This is a genomic window from Phocaeicola intestinalis, from assembly GCF_014837065.1.
Taxonomy (GTDB): domain Bacteria; phylum Bacteroidota; class Bacteroidia; order Bacteroidales; family Bacteroidaceae; genus Phocaeicola; species Phocaeicola intestinalis.
The window spans coordinates 1-16,967 of record NZ_JACSPP010000019.1; the positions used below are offsets into that span (position 1 = coordinate 1).

The 16,967-nt window shown below is 38.4% G+C and carries 16 protein-coding genes; all 16 read right to left on the reverse strand.

Going from position 1 to position 16,967, the window contains the following annotated elements; genetic code table 11:
- Window positions 1-341: 341 nt before the first annotated feature.
- Window positions 342-827: a glycosyltransferase gene (locus H9625_RS07795; protein WP_191763786.1), complete on the reverse strand. Its 486-nt coding sequence runs from the start codon at window positions 825-827 to the stop codon at window positions 342-344.
- Window positions 828-884: 57 nt separating this feature from the next.
- Window positions 885-1,349 carry a PssD/Cps14F family polysaccharide biosynthesis glycosyltransferase gene (pssD, locus tag H9625_RS07800; protein ID WP_087210570.1) on the reverse strand — a complete coding sequence of 155 codons (465 nt, stop codon included), beginning with the start codon at window positions 1,347-1,349 and terminating at the stop codon, window positions 885-887.
- A 25-nt stretch (window positions 1,350-1,374) separates the two neighbouring features.
- Window positions 1,375-2,739, reverse strand: coding sequence for a hypothetical protein (locus tag H9625_RS07805; RefSeq protein ID WP_191763788.1), 1,365 nt, complete (start codon window positions 2,737-2,739; stop codon window positions 1,375-1,377).
- A 3-nt stretch (window positions 2,740-2,742) separates the two neighbouring features.
- Window positions 2,743-3,606 (reverse strand): NAD-dependent epimerase/dehydratase family protein, encoded by an 864-nt coding sequence (locus H9625_RS07810; RefSeq protein ID WP_087210565.1) that lies wholly within the window; start codon window positions 3,604-3,606, stop codon window positions 2,743-2,745.
- Between the two features lie 75 nt (window positions 3,607-3,681).
- Window positions 3,682-4,797 (reverse strand): glycosyltransferase family 4 protein, encoded by a 1,116-nt coding sequence (locus H9625_RS07815; RefSeq protein WP_191763790.1) that lies wholly within the window; start codon window positions 4,795-4,797, stop codon window positions 3,682-3,684.
- A 6-nt stretch (window positions 4,798-4,803) separates the two neighbouring features.
- Entirely contained in the window at window positions 4,804-5,817 is a 1,014-nt protein-coding gene (locus H9625_RS07820) for an acyltransferase family protein (protein ID WP_087210559.1), read from the reverse strand.
- 27 nt (window positions 5,818-5,844) lie between these two features.
- Window positions 5,845-6,906, reverse strand: a complete 1,062-nt coding sequence (locus H9625_RS07825; protein ID WP_087210556.1) for a glycosyltransferase — start codon at window positions 6,904-6,906, stop codon at window positions 5,845-5,847.
- Window positions 6,903-8,015, reverse strand: coding sequence for a glycosyltransferase WbsX family protein (locus H9625_RS07830; protein ID WP_087210554.1), 1,113 nt, complete (start codon window positions 8,013-8,015; stop codon window positions 6,903-6,905). The genes H9625_RS07825 and H9625_RS07830 overlap by 4 nt, the downstream gene beginning before the upstream one ends.
- Window positions 7,951-8,358: a serine O-acetyltransferase gene (locus H9625_RS07835; protein ID WP_158098085.1), complete on the reverse strand. Its 408-nt coding sequence runs from the start codon at window positions 8,356-8,358 to the stop codon at window positions 7,951-7,953. Before H9625_RS07835 ends, H9625_RS07830 begins: the two co-directional genes overlap by 65 nt.
- Window positions 8,359-8,559: 201 nt before the next feature.
- Entirely contained in the window at window positions 8,560-9,723 is a 1,164-nt protein-coding gene (locus tag H9625_RS07840) for an EpsG family protein (protein ID WP_158098084.1), read from the reverse strand.
- A gap of 29 nt (window positions 9,724-9,752) precedes the next feature.
- Window positions 9,753-11,000 (reverse strand): glycosyltransferase family 4 protein, encoded by a 1,248-nt coding sequence (locus H9625_RS07845; RefSeq protein ID WP_087210544.1) that lies wholly within the window; start codon window positions 10,998-11,000, stop codon window positions 9,753-9,755.
- Window positions 11,001-11,042: 42 nt separating this feature from the next.
- On the reverse strand, window positions 11,043-11,621 hold the full coding sequence (locus H9625_RS07850) for a serine O-acetyltransferase (protein ID WP_087210541.1): 579 nt from the start codon (window positions 11,619-11,621) through the stop codon (window positions 11,043-11,045).
- Window positions 11,622-11,650: 29 nt separating this feature from the next.
- A complete protein-coding gene (locus tag H9625_RS07855; RefSeq protein ID WP_158098083.1) occupies window positions 11,651-12,709 on the reverse strand; it encodes a polysaccharide pyruvyl transferase family protein in 1,059 nt (352 codons plus the stop codon).
- A gap of 40 nt (window positions 12,710-12,749) precedes the next feature.
- A complete protein-coding gene (locus H9625_RS07860; RefSeq protein ID WP_087210536.1) occupies window positions 12,750-14,507 on the reverse strand; it encodes a thiamine pyrophosphate-binding protein in 1,758 nt (585 codons plus the stop codon).
- 30 nt (window positions 14,508-14,537) lie between these two features.
- Window positions 14,538-15,404 carry an SDR family NAD(P)-dependent oxidoreductase gene (locus H9625_RS07865; RefSeq protein ID WP_087210533.1) on the reverse strand — a complete coding sequence of 289 codons (867 nt, stop codon included), beginning with the start codon at window positions 15,402-15,404 and terminating at the stop codon, window positions 14,538-14,540.
- Window positions 15,405-15,419: 15 nt separating this feature from the next.
- Window positions 15,420-16,964, reverse strand: coding sequence for an MATE family efflux transporter (locus tag H9625_RS07870; protein ID WP_087210529.1), 1,545 nt, complete (start codon window positions 16,962-16,964; stop codon window positions 15,420-15,422).
- Window positions 16,965-16,967 lie beyond the last annotated feature (3 nt).

Genomic DNA, 16,967 nt, shown 5'->3' on the forward strand with positions numbered 1-16,967 from the left:
TCTGGTACTGAAAGTAAAACCTTTCAAGATCTTCACTGCTATACATAATTCTATAAATTTGGTTGGCAGCGAAGTTATTCATTTTAATCAATAGCCTTTTATTGACTGCTTACTCAAAAAACTACTGTCCGAAGAAACATCCATCCCCAATCGGTTCAAAGTATAGCAGCAAATAGCAAACGTTGCCGAACCCGAAATCAAGAATGAAAAATCAAAGAAGCTGAACGCTTCCGATATGCGGTCTATGATTTTTTGAAAGTTGGCTGTTTGCATAAATATTTTTCACTTTGAATTTCTGCAATGTGATATTAATCAAATTTGTGTATATCCTTATATGATATTTAGATTATCAGCCCTCTGATAGTTTCCAGCAATTCCGCCCTGTGGCTGACCCACGGCTTATACTTGTGAGTCTTGGCCTTTTCTATCAGTTCCGGCAACTCTTTCATATCCGTACATATCAGCACGTCATACTTGTCATGCATGAGTGTGGCTATTTCCATCTGATGGTTGTCCACATGCTCATTGTATTCATGCAGACGGGGACAAACGACCAAAGGCTTACCCATTTCCATACAAGATATAATGGAGTTTACACCACTATGAGTAACCACCACCTCTGCTTCTTGCATATAACGGTCGAAATCCTCGTGGGGGATCAGTCCGTAATGCGTGAACTCCGGTTTCACCGGATAAAGCGCGGATTGCATCACTATCTCGTCTGCTTTATATGTGCCCTGGTCAACCAACAGGTTCAAGGCAGTGATGATACGTCCAAATGGGAACTTCTGTGTTCCCAATGGGACAAATAACTTAATCTTGTCCATAATTCCAATAAGTCAAAGAACGAAAGTGGCTTACCGGGAAGTCACTTGTATAAACAATCAATAAACGCTTCCGCTGTAAATGGCTTTCGGATAGACCTTTTTCATTTCTGGCCACTGCACGAAGAAGTAGTCAGCAAACGGATATACCATCTTGCCTGTAACCGATTCACTGTCTAATTTGGCAAAGCTTTCCACATAGATAATCCGTCGCTTGAACAGCCGCGCAAACAGGCAGGTAGGATAAGACGCACCTGCGCCCGTAGTGATTACTGTGGTCGGCTTTTCCTTTACAAAATAAATGAATGAAAGGAGAATGTTCCATCCGAACTTAAAAATGAAACTAATTCCTCCACGTTCTTGCTGTACCAAATAATGATGCGGATGCTTCTTTACCGCTCCGGTTGATGCGACATTCTTCTCTGTGACGATGTAATATCGCTTGCCTTGCACCAATGGAAGCAGTTGCATCAGTTCCATGAAGTGACCGCCGCAGGAAGATATTAAACAAATTTTCGTTTTCATGAACAAACACTTTTTCTTCTATAAGTTATTTATATCTTTCTCTGAAAAACTCTTCAATCAGAGGAAACGCCGCTGAAGTAGAATTAATACCACCTGCACGCGGTAAAACACCCGAATGTATGACAAGCATATTATTAAAAGTGTTAAAGTAGTCATCCACTGACTTAAAATCGGAATACAAAGCAAATGGATGGTATTCATCTTCAAATTTTTCAGTATGGATTTTTTCTGTTACACGAGTATATCGTATATGATTATCTTTCAACATTTGCTCAAGCTCATTGCTTATTTCATTAAAGCTTCGTTCAGAATGTTCCGGAATACTGAAATCAATAGCTAAGCCTTGTTGATTGAACTTATCCAAATGTTTAGATAAATACACTTTACCATAACCAAAGTCGTTTTCCATATGCAATACTAAAAACCATGCATTTTTGTATACATACAATTTATGTTTGACAAAAAAACTCCATGCGAAAGCCATACAACTTGGAATGTCACGAATAATAGCACCTATAATTTTAAAACTAAATTTCTTGCCGAAGAGTAATTTCTTCAGGTTTTGAAAAAACGGAAACTCAGCATTGAAGGATGGGTAGGCAAAAAAAGAACAACCGTTTTTCTCACCGATAAGGCGGGTTGTAATAAAAGATGCTTTTTTTATTTTAAATTGCATATCCACATCACCAATCTTTGTCGTATCATAAATTCGAAATACTTTTTTTGCAATATGGTCAGAGAAACCAACACAAGTATGGTCTTGCAATCCTGACACCATCATTAGACGTGTGGTTTCAAAAGCACCTGCTGAAAGAACATAAAAATCATATCCGTCAGCATTCTTCTTTTCGCCATTTTCTATGTAATCAAAAGAAACCACATTTTTTTCTTCTGTATTAATCTTTATTACACGACAATGCGGATGCAAATGTATGTTTGGATATTTCTCTACCTTAAATTTTTTGAATAAATTACGTGAAAAATAGTCCAACCATACTCCGGTTTTTGTAAACAATCCGTTTGCAATTCGCTTTTCTGGATAATTATTCTCAATCCCTACTTTTCTGAATATGTTTTGCCGATATTTTTCATTGAGTGCGATAATTTCTTTTAAAAAATTAGATGGATTAGCAAAATCATTTTTGGAAAAAGTAAGTATTTGTCCGCCCCATTTTGCCGTTGCACCGCCAAACCCAAAATACCTTCCTTTTGTTAAGGCATCATATGGATTACTCAATAATTCCGACCATAGACCTATTTCATCTTGATTCTTAATTTCTTTACCTCCCACTTCATAAATATGAATACCCCAATCTGGATGCAAATCTCCTATCAAGCTGGCAGCATAACTTCCGTATGCCCCACTTCCAATTATTGCAATTTTTTTCATAACCTATTTCAAAGCGTTGAGTCTACTTTTTGTTAATGTATTATCAAATCCGTTTATTTTAAATGCACCTTTTATCATGCAAACATGTCGTTCTTTGAGTAGATGCAACGCTTTTGCGATATCTGCTCCTAAGAAAAATATCCATTTGGGTAAAGGAATAACTAAAGCTTGACTTTGAGAACGGAAATATGAATATTTTGTTTCATTTTCACCTTCCACAAGCAAGTAAACAGGAAGTGGATTTTCTTGTATAGCTATTTCTGTCAGACATTGATGTAATACATCACGATGGATGCATGGTAATGTTGCTTTCTTATCACCTATTAATATGGCCAATTTTGAACCGAAAAATTTAGCAATACCTTTAAATGGATGCGGATTATCTGCTGCTACAATATACCCTGGACGTACAAAAACAATCTCAAAAGGTACGGTTTGTCGACTGTTTTCAAGTAAATTATCTACTGTAGCTTTGATGAGACCATATCCACCTTTCAGTTCTACATGATTTTCTATAGGGGTATTTTCTTTTATCAGCGAAGCGTCATTGGGATAAGATGAAATAGAAGAAATTTGAACTAACCGTTTTACAGAGTGAATAGCGCAGAATCGAAGTAAAGCGTTAACATATTCTTCATTTTCCTTAACTGTACTGTTTTGCAATAAAATAAAGTTAACAACCACATCAATTTTTTCTTTAAACATTGGATTCGCATCCAATTCTATCACTGGACCTGTAATAGTATTTCCTTCCCGTTTTACTTCTCCTCGTGAAAATTCAAGCACCGTGTGCCCTTGTCTTTCAAATACACTTTTCAGTCCTCGCACGGCATACGCCCGATGACCACATATTAGTATTGTTGACATAAAATTTAATTTTCGATTATTTGTGTACCAATTTATCTTTCGATTTCGTTTATAAATCAATGTAAAGAATCTGTTTTATACACCTTTTATTTCATTACAAATTCTCTTATTGACACGCTCGAATGAATAAACATTTTTTATGCGATTCCACATTTCCATAGATATATCTTCTAACAAGTTAGATTCTATCAAATCTGAAATTTTTTCCGCATAATCTTTAGCGTCAAATCCTTTTACAACTAACCGGTTATCTGCCACGATGGTTTTATTGAAATGAAAATCACTGACTATGGGCACTACACCCTGTGCCATTGCTTCATTTAAGGAATTGGATTGACCTTCACACGGATCTGCAGTTGGAAATAAAAATATGTGATTTTTTGAAAGCATATCCGCAATGTACGCTTGTGAGGACTGGCCTATGCGAAAGATTCGGTTAGCATACTTTGAGTTCTTACATCTGCTTTCAATCATATCATAATATTTCTTATTTCCGCCTTTACCGCTCAATCCACCAACCAAGGTGAGTCTGATATTATTATATTTTTCAGCAAGAATTTCAAAGGCGTCAAGAACAAGGTGTACATTTTTATCTTCCGTTATTCTCCCAAAATGGCATATACCGATATAATCTTTGAGCTTTACAGGTTGAGTTTGGGGAATATTTTTTTCAAATATATAATTAGGGAAATACACCAATCGGCTCTTAGTAAACGGTTTAACTCGTTCTATATCACTTTCTCCTTCAAAAAGGACTAAAGAACGCATATCTAAATTTTTCTTGAATATCCATCTTTTCAAGCCATGAAGCCCTTTTATTGTATCTTCGAGCTTACCGCCTTTCAAATACAAAATGGTCTTATATCCAAGCATACAAGCCAATACTCCATTTATAAATTCTAATGGCAACAGACTTGCAGAATAGGAAATATGAAACATAGCAGAGTTACTCCTTCTTCCAAACAAAAGAACAAAAAACAATTCCGCAGTATTTATAGTGGCATAGAAACTGTTTTCTATAAAGTGTCCAACTTTACTTGTCAGTACATTCCAGTGCCTATCTACTTCTATTATTTCTATTCCCATTTGCCGGAAACCTTCTATTACTCGTCGAGCAGAAGTCTGTCCTCCACCAATAGGATTCTTTTTCCAATTACCTATATTAGCAAAAAAATATAATCTATTAGTCATTTCTATTTATAATCCAATTAACATTCGAATATTCTTAGGGCATTTCTCTGCAATCTTTGCTGCTACAGTAGGGATGTAAATTGCACTTAAAAGACTGATAACCCAACATACTGGAAACCATATATCATCAGTCAACAAATTACGGTGATAAATGAATTTTACAGCCATGATAGGAAGCATATGCAACAGATAAATTTGATAAGTATATTTCGAATAACTTGAAAATAAATTAGGTAATTTGTTTGCAAGTAAATAACTAAGTGATGTGATATACACAATTCCTATTATTCCAACACTATTCCTAAGTCCTATTGGAAAGAAGCAAAGGGCATAATAAATAATGCAACTCACTACAAATATCCATTTATTTTGAAAATATTTTATCAAATCAAACTTACAGATAACCATTCCTATATAAAAAAATAGCCAAAAGGTGCAATCTCTATCCAAACAGAGAATCTTAACCGTATCAGAGTTAGTATCTATGCCCAAAATTCTATAAGGATGATAAGTTAATCCTATCAAAAAGATTATCCATAACGCAGAAGTCCATTTATTTTTTAATGTCCACTTATAAAGTGGCATCAATAAAAAAAATAAAAACAAAGTCTCCAAAAACCATAAATGTCTGATTGGGCCATTCCATGGTACGAAAAAGACATTGAAAAGATAATTCCATGAGAGAGAAACAGGATGTTCTAACATTGATTGAGGCAAACATAGCTTAACTATCCACATGAATAGAGACATAAAAAGAAAAGGAATACCCAATCTGTGCAATTTATTCTTTACTATTTCCGAATACGATTTATGGAATAAAGAAGAACGAACAAACAGAAATCCTGAAATAAAAAAGAACACGGGCATCTGAAATGCCTGCAATCTATCCAACCAACTTGCTATCGGATAGTCTGGATTCAAATCTCCGGCTAAGTCTATATGTCCTATAAGAACTGCAGCCATGGTAATAGCTTGGAGTATGGATATCCAAGCCACACGATTTTGTGAGTTTGTACTCATTATAACACTACTATTTATATGTTAACACTACCTAAACAACTCAACAAACTCACTCGGTTCCGCACTTTTATACGTTACGGGCACATCATGTAGTTTTATGGCTTTCTCCATAGCCTCTGCTAATGCTTGAGGATTATTTGATGGAACTGTATATCCATTTACACCCTCTTTCACGATTCTCCTTATTACAGGCAAACTTACTGTAGCAGCAACAGGTATACCAAGATATTGAGCTTCTATCAAAACGTTGGGCAAACCTTCTCTGCGAGATGGCAGCACAAGACAATTGCAATGGCGCATCCAGCGATAAGGATCATCATCAAAACCCACAAAATGGACTCGATTGTCCAGCCCAGTATCTGTCACTAGTTGTTTCACCTTCTTGTAATAGCGGTCATTCTCATCATATTTTCCTACGAAATATAAATGAGCATCCTTATTCCTCTTTGCAAGTATGGCAAAGGCTTTTGCCAATACATCTTGTCCTTTTGCGTATGCAAATCGAGCCACGCATACATAGTTGCATCCATTTTGCCTAATGTCCAATGGGAAAGGTGAAGGCGCATTAGCTTTTGCTTTAATAGTGGATACATCAACTGGATTCTGAAGAACCACCACCTTGTCAGCAACCTTAGGTATGTGATTGATAATGTCCTGCTTCATCTCTTCCTGTTGGGCAATAATAACATTTGCGAATGGATAAGTGGCTTTGCAGAGCAACAGCTTGTCTTTACGCATTTGGGTAAAGTCATTGTTGTTTCTGACCACAATTTTTACCCCTCCTGTTAAATGTGCCGCCAAAGCCACTCTAGAGTTATACACCATTAACGAGCAAAACACAACATGAGGACGCTCTCGCCGCATTATTCTCATTATCTTGAATGTAAAAAAATCCCAAACATTGCTTATGTGTAAAAACTCTGTAGCATATTCCGATGGAATAAAACAACCTATGGAACCTGAGTTTCGCCCTACAATAATAAATTTTACTTCAAATTCATCTTTAGGCAGCATCTTACCGATGGTTATGGTCATTCGTTCTGCTCCGCCAATTGAAGACGGCAAGAAAAATAATGCTTTTCGTCTCATTTCACTATTAACTCATCTTTCAGTACATCCAATATGGCTGTTCCATACTTTATGTCCGGTTCTACATAATTACTTTCTCCCCATTCGTTCCACGACTTCAAGATTATAATGTTGTGTTCCTTATCCTTGAATTTCACATAACTGAGTACGTCTTTGATATGTTCTCTCCATAACTCAGGAGTAAAATTGTAAAACATTTGGGCGTTTCTCCCTGCACGTGGACTGCGGTCGTATCCAGACAATAAAGACGGGTACACTTCTATTTTTGATGCCTCATCATTAACCAAAGCTTTAAAACACTTTTTAAAATCGTGTTTGTCAAGTAAAACCTTGTGCCCTGTTGTCTTCTGTAATACATTCATCACATGATGTTTAAACATTTCCGTACTTCCTTCATACATAGCATTGGCAGTCCTTTCTTGATATACGGCATCAAACCCCATATTCAACAAGTCACTTAATGTGCTGTACATATACTGTCGCGCAATGAAGTGGATGCCTTTTAAGCCATTTTGCACAGCTAAATTGCGCCATATGTTTATCATCAACTTTATTTCTTCAGGATGGTCTTTAGGATTCCATATAGTGAAAACAGGCTTTCCATCAACCGTAATATATCGCTTGTCTTTGAAAGCAGGGAGATTATACATGAAGTGTGCTTTATATTGCTCTACTCCATCGTACCTTTGTTCCATTATCATAGTTTTTCCGTCTTTCCTACTTGCGTTTCGCTTCCATGTTTTGGTCTGCCAGCTGTGATTCGCCCATCCGAGACAGAAAGGGAAATCCGGTTTGCCACTTTGCAGCACTTCTTCAAAGGGGCGTTCCAAGAGCATTTTTCCTTTCCCGAAGTAATATTGCCAATACATGAATCCCTCAATACCTGCATTCCTTGCCATTTCAGCTTGAGCCTCTCTAACTTCAGGCATCCGCAAGTCATAAAACCCTAAGTCGCGGGGAATATGAGGCTGATAATGTCCTCTAAAAAGAGGTCGAGCTTGCGCCACATTTACCCATTCTGTAAACCCTTTCCCCCACCATTCATCATTTTCGGGTATGGGATGAAACTGCGGCAGATAGATTGCTATTACACGTGCTTTTGTTTTCATTGTTGATTGATTTATATTTAATTATCCGGGCAGGAACACCAGCCACGATACAATTGTCTGGAATGTCATGGGTAACAACAGCATTTGGGGCAACAGTCACATTGTTGCCGATGGTTATCCCTCCGTATGCACCACTATTAGTAAAAAATGTCACATTGTCGCCTATTTTCGGCACACCGCCATCAACAGTCCTGCCGATGCAAACGCCAGGATACACACAGAAGTTGTTACCGATTATGGCTTTGGTGTTAATCACGATACTTCCCCAATGGAAAATCTTGATGCCAAAGCCAATGGATGCCTGACCGAACTGGAAGCCTAACCTCCGTCCGATTCTTCTCATCAGCCATTTATTACCCCCCCCCCATATCACCTTATATATCAAAGATTTACATTGATAATATGAAGCATATCTCATACAACGAAGATACGTTCCTATATACCAACTGTCGTATCCTAAGACAAAAGCTTTAAAGCTCATATCGTACATCTTAAGTTCCTCCCGAACTTTCTCTCTATATATTTTTTTCATTTTAATTGTTTTCTAATTTCCATAATATTTAATTGACGGGTGCTGCGAATAATCTTCCCATATAAATTGATACGGGTGCATTCGTGATGAGGCTGTAAGGTCAATATTGGAATATAAATTGTTCTTTACTATCGATTGTGAGAAATAAAGAAAAACGAATAGACAAATTGTATTTACCATTTTCCTGTATTTATAGTCAAATACATATTTCCCGTTGAAAATCCAAGTAAACACAATAATACCAAATACTGTCATGCCTTGAATCAACCTGTTCACCATAGGAACAGATATGAAGAGATTACCCATCACAACTCCAATGAAATAAATGATAGTAAACCAATGAGTTTCCTTCTCTTTATCTATAAAATAAAATGCGGTCATCGCCAATACTGAAGGACGTAACGCGAGCATTACAGAGGTAATTTCATTTGTTTCTTCACTTTCTAAATATCCCTGTATGCGTTCTGTTGCACTGAAATTCAGATTTAAAAAGAAATCAAAAGCTTGCCCTATGTTAAATCGTTCCAATACCACACCCATTAGCGCACTCAAAACAACACCGATTATCAAGATCTTTTTTTTCATAATGTGACGTAAAAAGAATGATACGGCAAATAAAATTGAATAAATAATGATAGAAGTATGAAATGTGTACCCTATAAACGTACCAAGCACATATACAAAAATCTTACGTTTATTGTTTATCTTGCGTTTATCTTCTAATACATAAAGCATACACATGAATAAAACTGATAAACCCAAAACCTGCCTTAATGCGCAAAAATACAAAACATACAAACCAAAGACTGTTACCAATGCCAACGACAATGGAGGGTTACTTGAATACTTCTTTATCAATAAATAAACGGGGAAACATATAAAAAAAGAATTGATTAACATACATCCAAATCTTCCTATATGCAAGGATGATAGGATCTGTCTATATATCAAAAAACCCATCTCCAATTCACGCGAATCATAATTATAGAAATTTCGCTCGCCATCCAAGTACCGGATATAGTTCCACATATCGCCGGCTACAACAGGAGCCCGCAATGCGAAAAAGAGAAATTGCAATGCAAATGCCCATTTCACATACTTTTGTCTTGGATTTTTCCAATACAAGTATGCAAACAGCAGCATGATGAAAAAATTTAATATATAAGGATAATCCATTCTTGCAAATCGGTTATTTTTAAGAAACATCACATTTTACACAAATCATAGTAACAATCCAAAAGTTGAGCCACGATGTTCTCTGGAGAATGCCTTTTCCTTGCGGAAGCATATGTATTCGATGAGAATTGATTCTGCAGAACTTTGTCTTTTGACAATTCCATTATCGCATTAGCTATTTGCCACGGATCATTCGCTGGCAAAAGAATCCCATCCTGTCCATTACGAATCAGAGTGCTTATGCCGCCCACCATCGTTGATACAACTGGAACCCCTAAATACTGAGCCTCACATATGGAGTTTGGACTGTTTTCTATATATGCCGTATGGACATATAAAGTGCAATCACATAGCAAGTCGATGAGTTCAGAGGGACTTATATATCCTAATATCCGTATGTTGTTATCAGAAAATTTCAATTTTTCTTTTCTTTCTACAGTATTCCTGATTTTTAGAGGCAGACTGCCTGCTACGTTCCACTCAAAATCTATCCCATTGGTTTTCAATATATGTGCGGTTTTAAGCATTACATCCACACCTTTCCAAAACGAACTGCACCCTGTTGTTACAATCTTTAGCCTTCTATTTGTGTCTTTTAGCGTCCAACGCTTTGTAGTTTCCATAAACTCTGGTCGCAAAGCTTCTTCCACATGATGATAGGTGGCAGTGGAATGCAAAACGTTCACCAACGCCCTATCCCAGCAGGTGCGCCCCATATAGTGGTCAACAGACTTCCAAATACGCTTCTCCATCTCCAAACGCGACTTTTCACTACATCGTTCCCTAATAACATGATACTGATGGTGCAGGTTCAAGCCTGCTGTTCTTATTAAGTCACAGGTATTATATCCTGGAGGGAAATACGCATTATCGTAAGGTATAATGCTGCCTTGTATGTGTATCACTACAGGCACATTTACATGTTCCGCTATAAGCCCATAGGGCCATTCATTTCCAAAGACATGAATAAGGTCTGGTTTAATTGAGTCGACAATAGGTACGCAAGCATTTACAACCTTACTTTCGTTGACTCTCCAAGAAAATCCTCGCTTTTTCTTCTCAAAAAAAGAATAGTGTGTATGGACAGGCATATACGTGACCCCATCAATACTCTTCATTTCATGGTCTGTTTCGCTCTCAAAAGCGACAAACAACTCAATTCCAGACTGTTGCCTGACTATCTCTTCAAGCGCATCTTGCCATCCACGGACTACAAGTTGTTTGCGGCCTCCCAAATATCGGGCTGGCTGGCTTGTTTCAAACCAAAGAATTCTCATTTGCAAAAAGTTTTTTTATCAAGTGACAAACATTCCTGCCACTTATAGATTGATTCTACATTTTTCACCATTTTTTTTTACGATAACCGCAGGGTTTCCTACTACAACGCAGTTGTCTGGTACACTCTTATACAAGCAACAATTGGGACCAATACGAACATTGTCGCCTATGGTTATGTCGCCATAAATCCTTGCTCCCGCACAAACATAGAAGTTGTCTCCAATTGTAGGAACACCACCATTAGGTGTTTTTTTGCCAATTACTACGTTGGGCTGAAACTTGGCATTCCTTCCAATCCTAACCTTACCATTTATGACAATCATACCAAAATGGAATAAAGTAACTCCAGGACCAAGTACATTGGGCGGTATTTGGAATCCCGTCTTGTAACTCATTTTCCTTAAAAGGTATAAATAGAAGATTTTTCTGAATTTAGATTTTGAGTTGATAGCAAATTCCGCTTTTCTAAGATAATACAGATATTTGTATTGAGGAATCATAATGCCAATAGGAGTTGAAAAGAACGCACTTCTTAGTCTGCCAACAAAGCTTAATAGGGGGGGGTAGTTTTTCCGGTCTTCCTCCAAGTATTTTTTCAGGTCGGCTTTTGTTTTTATCATCTTTAAATCTTTTAAATGTAACGATTCTCTCACAATGGTTTGTTATAAAAGGTTTTCTTAAAATATGCAGGATTCTGATATAGTACACTTTCATGTTGTAACACTTCTATAGCCTTTGCATACGCATCTTTCAAGTCTTTGGCATACGTTACCATATGCCCAAACACATTTTTTGGAAACCACCTTACACCACTACTTAACTTGTGATCAGTAGAGCTTAACACTATTACTGGCGTATTGGCCACCTGTGAGAAAATTGTACCATGATAACGGTCAGTAATGACAAGTTTATATGAAGAAAATTTTTTTATAACTTCACAAATAAGCCGTTCTCGATTCTCTTCCCATTCCCACATACGGGCACTTATGGTCGTATCATAAAGGTCTGTACGTATGTCATTAAACCGCGAGCGGAATTCATTGATTTGTTTGTTACTATACAGTTTCTCTCCATCATTTCTTATACATAGTAAAATCCCATTCCTCTTCATGCTTTCATATTGAAATGCAGGATCGCCTATTAATGAAGTCACTACATCGGGAAGTAAGCGTAACTTTACGTTAGGAAACAACTCTTTCGATTTTTCCAAAGACACCTCATCCCTACAAATCAATGTGAGGTTCGAATGTCCATTGAAAGCTGTGGAAACGACATGACTATACCATTCGCCCATAAGATTAACCGTTTGTGGCAATATAGTAATGGGCTTGTCATAAAAAGCTCTTATCACATCAAGTATAAAAGGTAATTCTGGGTGTGGGTCGAATATAAGATATCCGCTGTGTACGAATATCAAGTCATTGCCTTTCAAGTTTTTCCTAATAGTTCTAATCGTCTTAAACTTACGGCACCGAGTTGGCACACAAACCACTTCATAATCCGGATACCACTGTTCGAACAAACGAAGCCAACACATTAATTGCGCTTGGTCTCCAAGATTACTATGCATGGGTGTACAGAAGAAATAGATACGTGGCTTGTTCGCACATCTTGATATTGTTTCAAGCAATTCATCTGATTTGGCTTTCACGTATTGCGAAGTGCGAAAGCCTGTAATCTTATCATTTATCTTTTTACACAAATTCATATATTCAGAAAACATCATTTATTTGGCAAGCAGGAGTATTTCACTTGATGACACGTTTCACAGTATCTACGACCTTTGCTCCCATCAAAGACTTTACGACCTTTTTCATATCATGAATAGAAAATGGGCTTTTCACTAAATGACGACACTTGTATAGTGCTTCACTCTCATCAGTATCGTTAGTAAATACCTCGAAGAATAAGGGACGGATTGACATTTCAGGGCTAATGAATTTCTCGCATATCTGCATAAACTCATCTTTGCCGGAAGCCGAGATATATTCAAAGCCCAACGATTCTGCCATTCCTTTCATCAGAGAATGGCTTTTGTAACCAAAATGGCCGCCAGCCGTGATATGCGCATCGGCATAATCACCTAAACGCGAGGCTGGATGTTGATATAAACGAAATTCCGCTCCCTTACCGTTATTTATTAACATGATGCGTATATTGTTACCAATATGGTGATTACCTATGGCATTTAAATCATAGAAAAAAGCCAAGTCACCGAACACCCCCAAATATAGTTTCTTGCGATTGGCTAATGATGCTCCAATAAACGAAGAGACACCGCCGTCAATTCCGAAACCACCCACATTAGAGTTTGACTGTACAGACTCCGGTAACTCAAACAAATTCCATGAACGTAATGAACTCAATATTGAGAAGTGTATTTCACTGTTTTGTGGTAGTCGAGATGCAATTTGCGATGCTATCCAGATGTTGGAAAAAGGTAAATCTGATATACGGTTTCTCGTTTCATCGCACATTGCCCTATAGTGCTCTATGACATGCCTCTCCACAGGTTTCTTTCCTGAAGAATAATGACTGAAGAATGTAGACTCTTTCATCTCAAAGACAGCAGTGAGCTTTCCGAAAGTATCCCTAAGTTCACCATCTTCTGAAACACGCCAGACTGCTTTCACTGAGCCGCAAGATGATGAACTATAATAGTCACCAGAAACCTCACCTATATGAATCATTAAATCCCAGTCAGTGAACCTATCATTGAACTCTTCTTGACCACCAATGATGGAGTAGTCAACCCGAAACCTTCCTTTGTAACCGCTTGTATGATCACAAAATGCTACAGCATTATTTACCGCACAAAACGTATCTATAGCAGACAATTCCTTTTCGTTGAAACACTTGTGCGAACCTATGTATATTCCGATTTTTCCATCAGGAAAATCCGGCAAAGAACTGTCACAAGTGTAGCGCATGATTGTTTTGACCTTTGGCAACTGGGTACACGAATAATCACGGGAATTGATTGCATTTGTTTCCACATTTAGGTATACGGGGCCTCCTCCATGTCGAGTCAGTTCCAATATAGCTTCATTGACCTTCAATTCTGTATACTTGCAGTCAGCTTCAGTCTGGCAAATAGGGATGAAGATGTTTTTTTTTGCCACATCAACAGGTAATGCCGAATGGTCAAGTATTTGGCTTTTAAGTTGTCCAGCCAACCTGTGCCCATGCGTTGTGGCGATAGCCAAGATAGGCAACTTGCGATAATAAGCTTCTGTCAGTCCCGGCATATAGTTTCTTGACGCAGTGGCTTCTGTGCAGGTTATCACCACAGGTTCACCACTCTCGGCACTAAGCCCGCAAGCCATATACGCAGCAGATCGTTCGTCTACCGATGAATACATTTCGAACCAAGGGTCGTTTTGCATACTCGCTACCAACGTATGATTAGTAGAGCCTGGGCTTGTGATAATTTTTCGTACTCCATGGGCTTTCAGCAAAGCCATGATGATTTGCAGGTTCTTTTCGTTTGTATAATGAATTTCCATATATGTATTTATTATCTTTGATTTAGTATGTCAGAATGAATATTTCAAATCATCGAATGTAAGCACTCCTGCACCTCCTGTCATGTAAACGATATCGCCTATAATCATGCGCCCCATGTCGCTTGTCAAGAACACAGCCATATTGGCAATCTCTTGAGGCATGGCATAGCGACCAGCCGGAATATGGTCAAAAGTAATGTTGCTTCGGTCACCATGCATAATCATAGGCGTTGCAGTAGGACCGGGTGCAACACCGTTTACCACTATGCCAAGCGGTGCAAGCGATTTGGCCAAGCCAAGCGTCAATCCGCGAATTCCCCACTTACTGATGGTGTAGGCAGAAGTAGCAGGCCGCAAACTGCTGCTGGAGGCTATATTGAGTATGTTTCCCTTTATTTTGTTGTCTTTCATGTATCGCCCAACGGCTTGCGAGAGAAAAAACACACCCTTGAGGTTGGTGTTGAGCACTGCATCATAAGCTTTTTCTGTAGCTGTAGGTAATGCGTCACCCTGTACACCTGCATTGTTTACCAAGATATCCAAACCTTCCATCAGGTCTATGGCTTCTTTTAACTTGACATCAAAAGAAGACACATCCCTGTTGTCTAATACAAGATGGCAAATCTTACCCTCTATTGAGAAATACTGTTTTTGCAAATTTCCTTCTGCTTGTAGCAAACGTTCTTCGTTGCGTCCCGTAATACAAACAGAAGCACCACTCTTAAGAAAAGCCTCAGCAATGGCATAACCTATACCACTTGTTCCTCCTGTTATCAAAGCTTTTCGTCCTTTTAGTAGTTCGTTTGGGGCAAGAGTTGCAATATTCGCTGTAGTATAAATGGGGCGTTTGGCAAAAATGAGCTTAAACGCCTTCTTGATAACTTGTTTTATGTTCATGTTACGATACTTGTATTAAATATGTATATGCAGTTTACTTGCCAATAGCTGTTTTATTTTATCAAGAAAGAAGCTACGCTCACCTTGCTCCAGTCCTACATAATAAATGCAGGTCACAGACCATAATAAACTGACCATGCATACCAATAAAAGTCGAATGAATGATGGTTGCATGAATACAATCGTCAACCCTGGCACAAGGAACATTAAGATTGAACACGGACCGATGCGACCAAAGACCGAGCGGACAAACATCCATACAGGGAAGTTCATCAACCGTCTAAGCGTAGCGAGCCGGATGAAATTTAGTGAGAAATAAAGGACAGCGAAAATAACATAAGTCATGTAGGCTGGTGCACCCAGCGCATAAGCCAGCCAAGAGAGTGGGAACACCAGGCAACCTACAGAAACGACCTCTATCTGATAACGGCGTATCTTACCTGTAGCTTGGATAGCGGTATACATGGGATTGCCCAACAGTGTGGCCAGTGTGGAGAACAGCACCAAGCGCATGAATACGACCGTGTCCGTAGGCACTTTCTTAAGCCATATGCCCAAAATGGTATCTGCCTCGAGCACCATGGGTACAACAAAGAGATACATGATGAAAAATGAGTATTTTGTACCACGGCACACCAGCTTAGCCATATATTCATAGTCGCCTGCGGCATAACTTTTGGTGATTTGTGGATTAATAGCCGTCATGAAGTTATTAACAAACTGTGTGACGGCTGTATCCACCTGCACAGCTATTGCACGAGCCGCATTGCAAGTCACGCCGAAGTAAACATTGATGAGCATATTCACGCCCTGCGTATTGAGCATATAAGCCGTATTACCAAAGAGATTCCAACTGGCAAAGTTCGCCATTTCCTTCAGTAAAGAGTGTTCAAGCACAAACTTGTATTTAGCCTCCTCAAAATGATGTCCACAATAAATGCCATAAATGATGCGGATAATGAGCGATACACCCAATATTAAGCCTCCGTAAAGAATGAGCTTGTCTACGGGGGATACATATATAAGGTATGCAATTAGCAGTTTTAGTCCCGCCTCCAAGATACTGATGTAGGCAAACACGCCCATCCTTTCATGAGCAATAATAGTGGCATTGTAGGGCAGACTAACAAGATTGACTGCAAATGAAGCAATGGAAAAGTGTAACACCCAGTTGGCTGCCTCCATTCGCCCTTCGGGTATATTCATCTTCGTATTGAGAAACCACACACCAATCACTTCACACAACATAACCACCAGCACAGCCATAAGCAACTGTATATTGACCGATGTAGAGAATATCTTGCTAAGTCTTTCCTTATTGCCAGTACCTAATTCGTAAGTTATAAACCTGCTGATGGATCCCGACAACGAACTCGACAGTACAGAAAACATAGCCACTACACCACCCACTACATTATAAATACCATAATCTGCTTCACCCAATGCGTCAAGTATTACTCTGCTGGTATAGAGAGACACCAGCATGAGAATAATCATACGGAAATATAGCAGCAATGTGTTCTTGGCTATGCGCTTGTTGCTTGCTAAAGTATCGTGCATAAA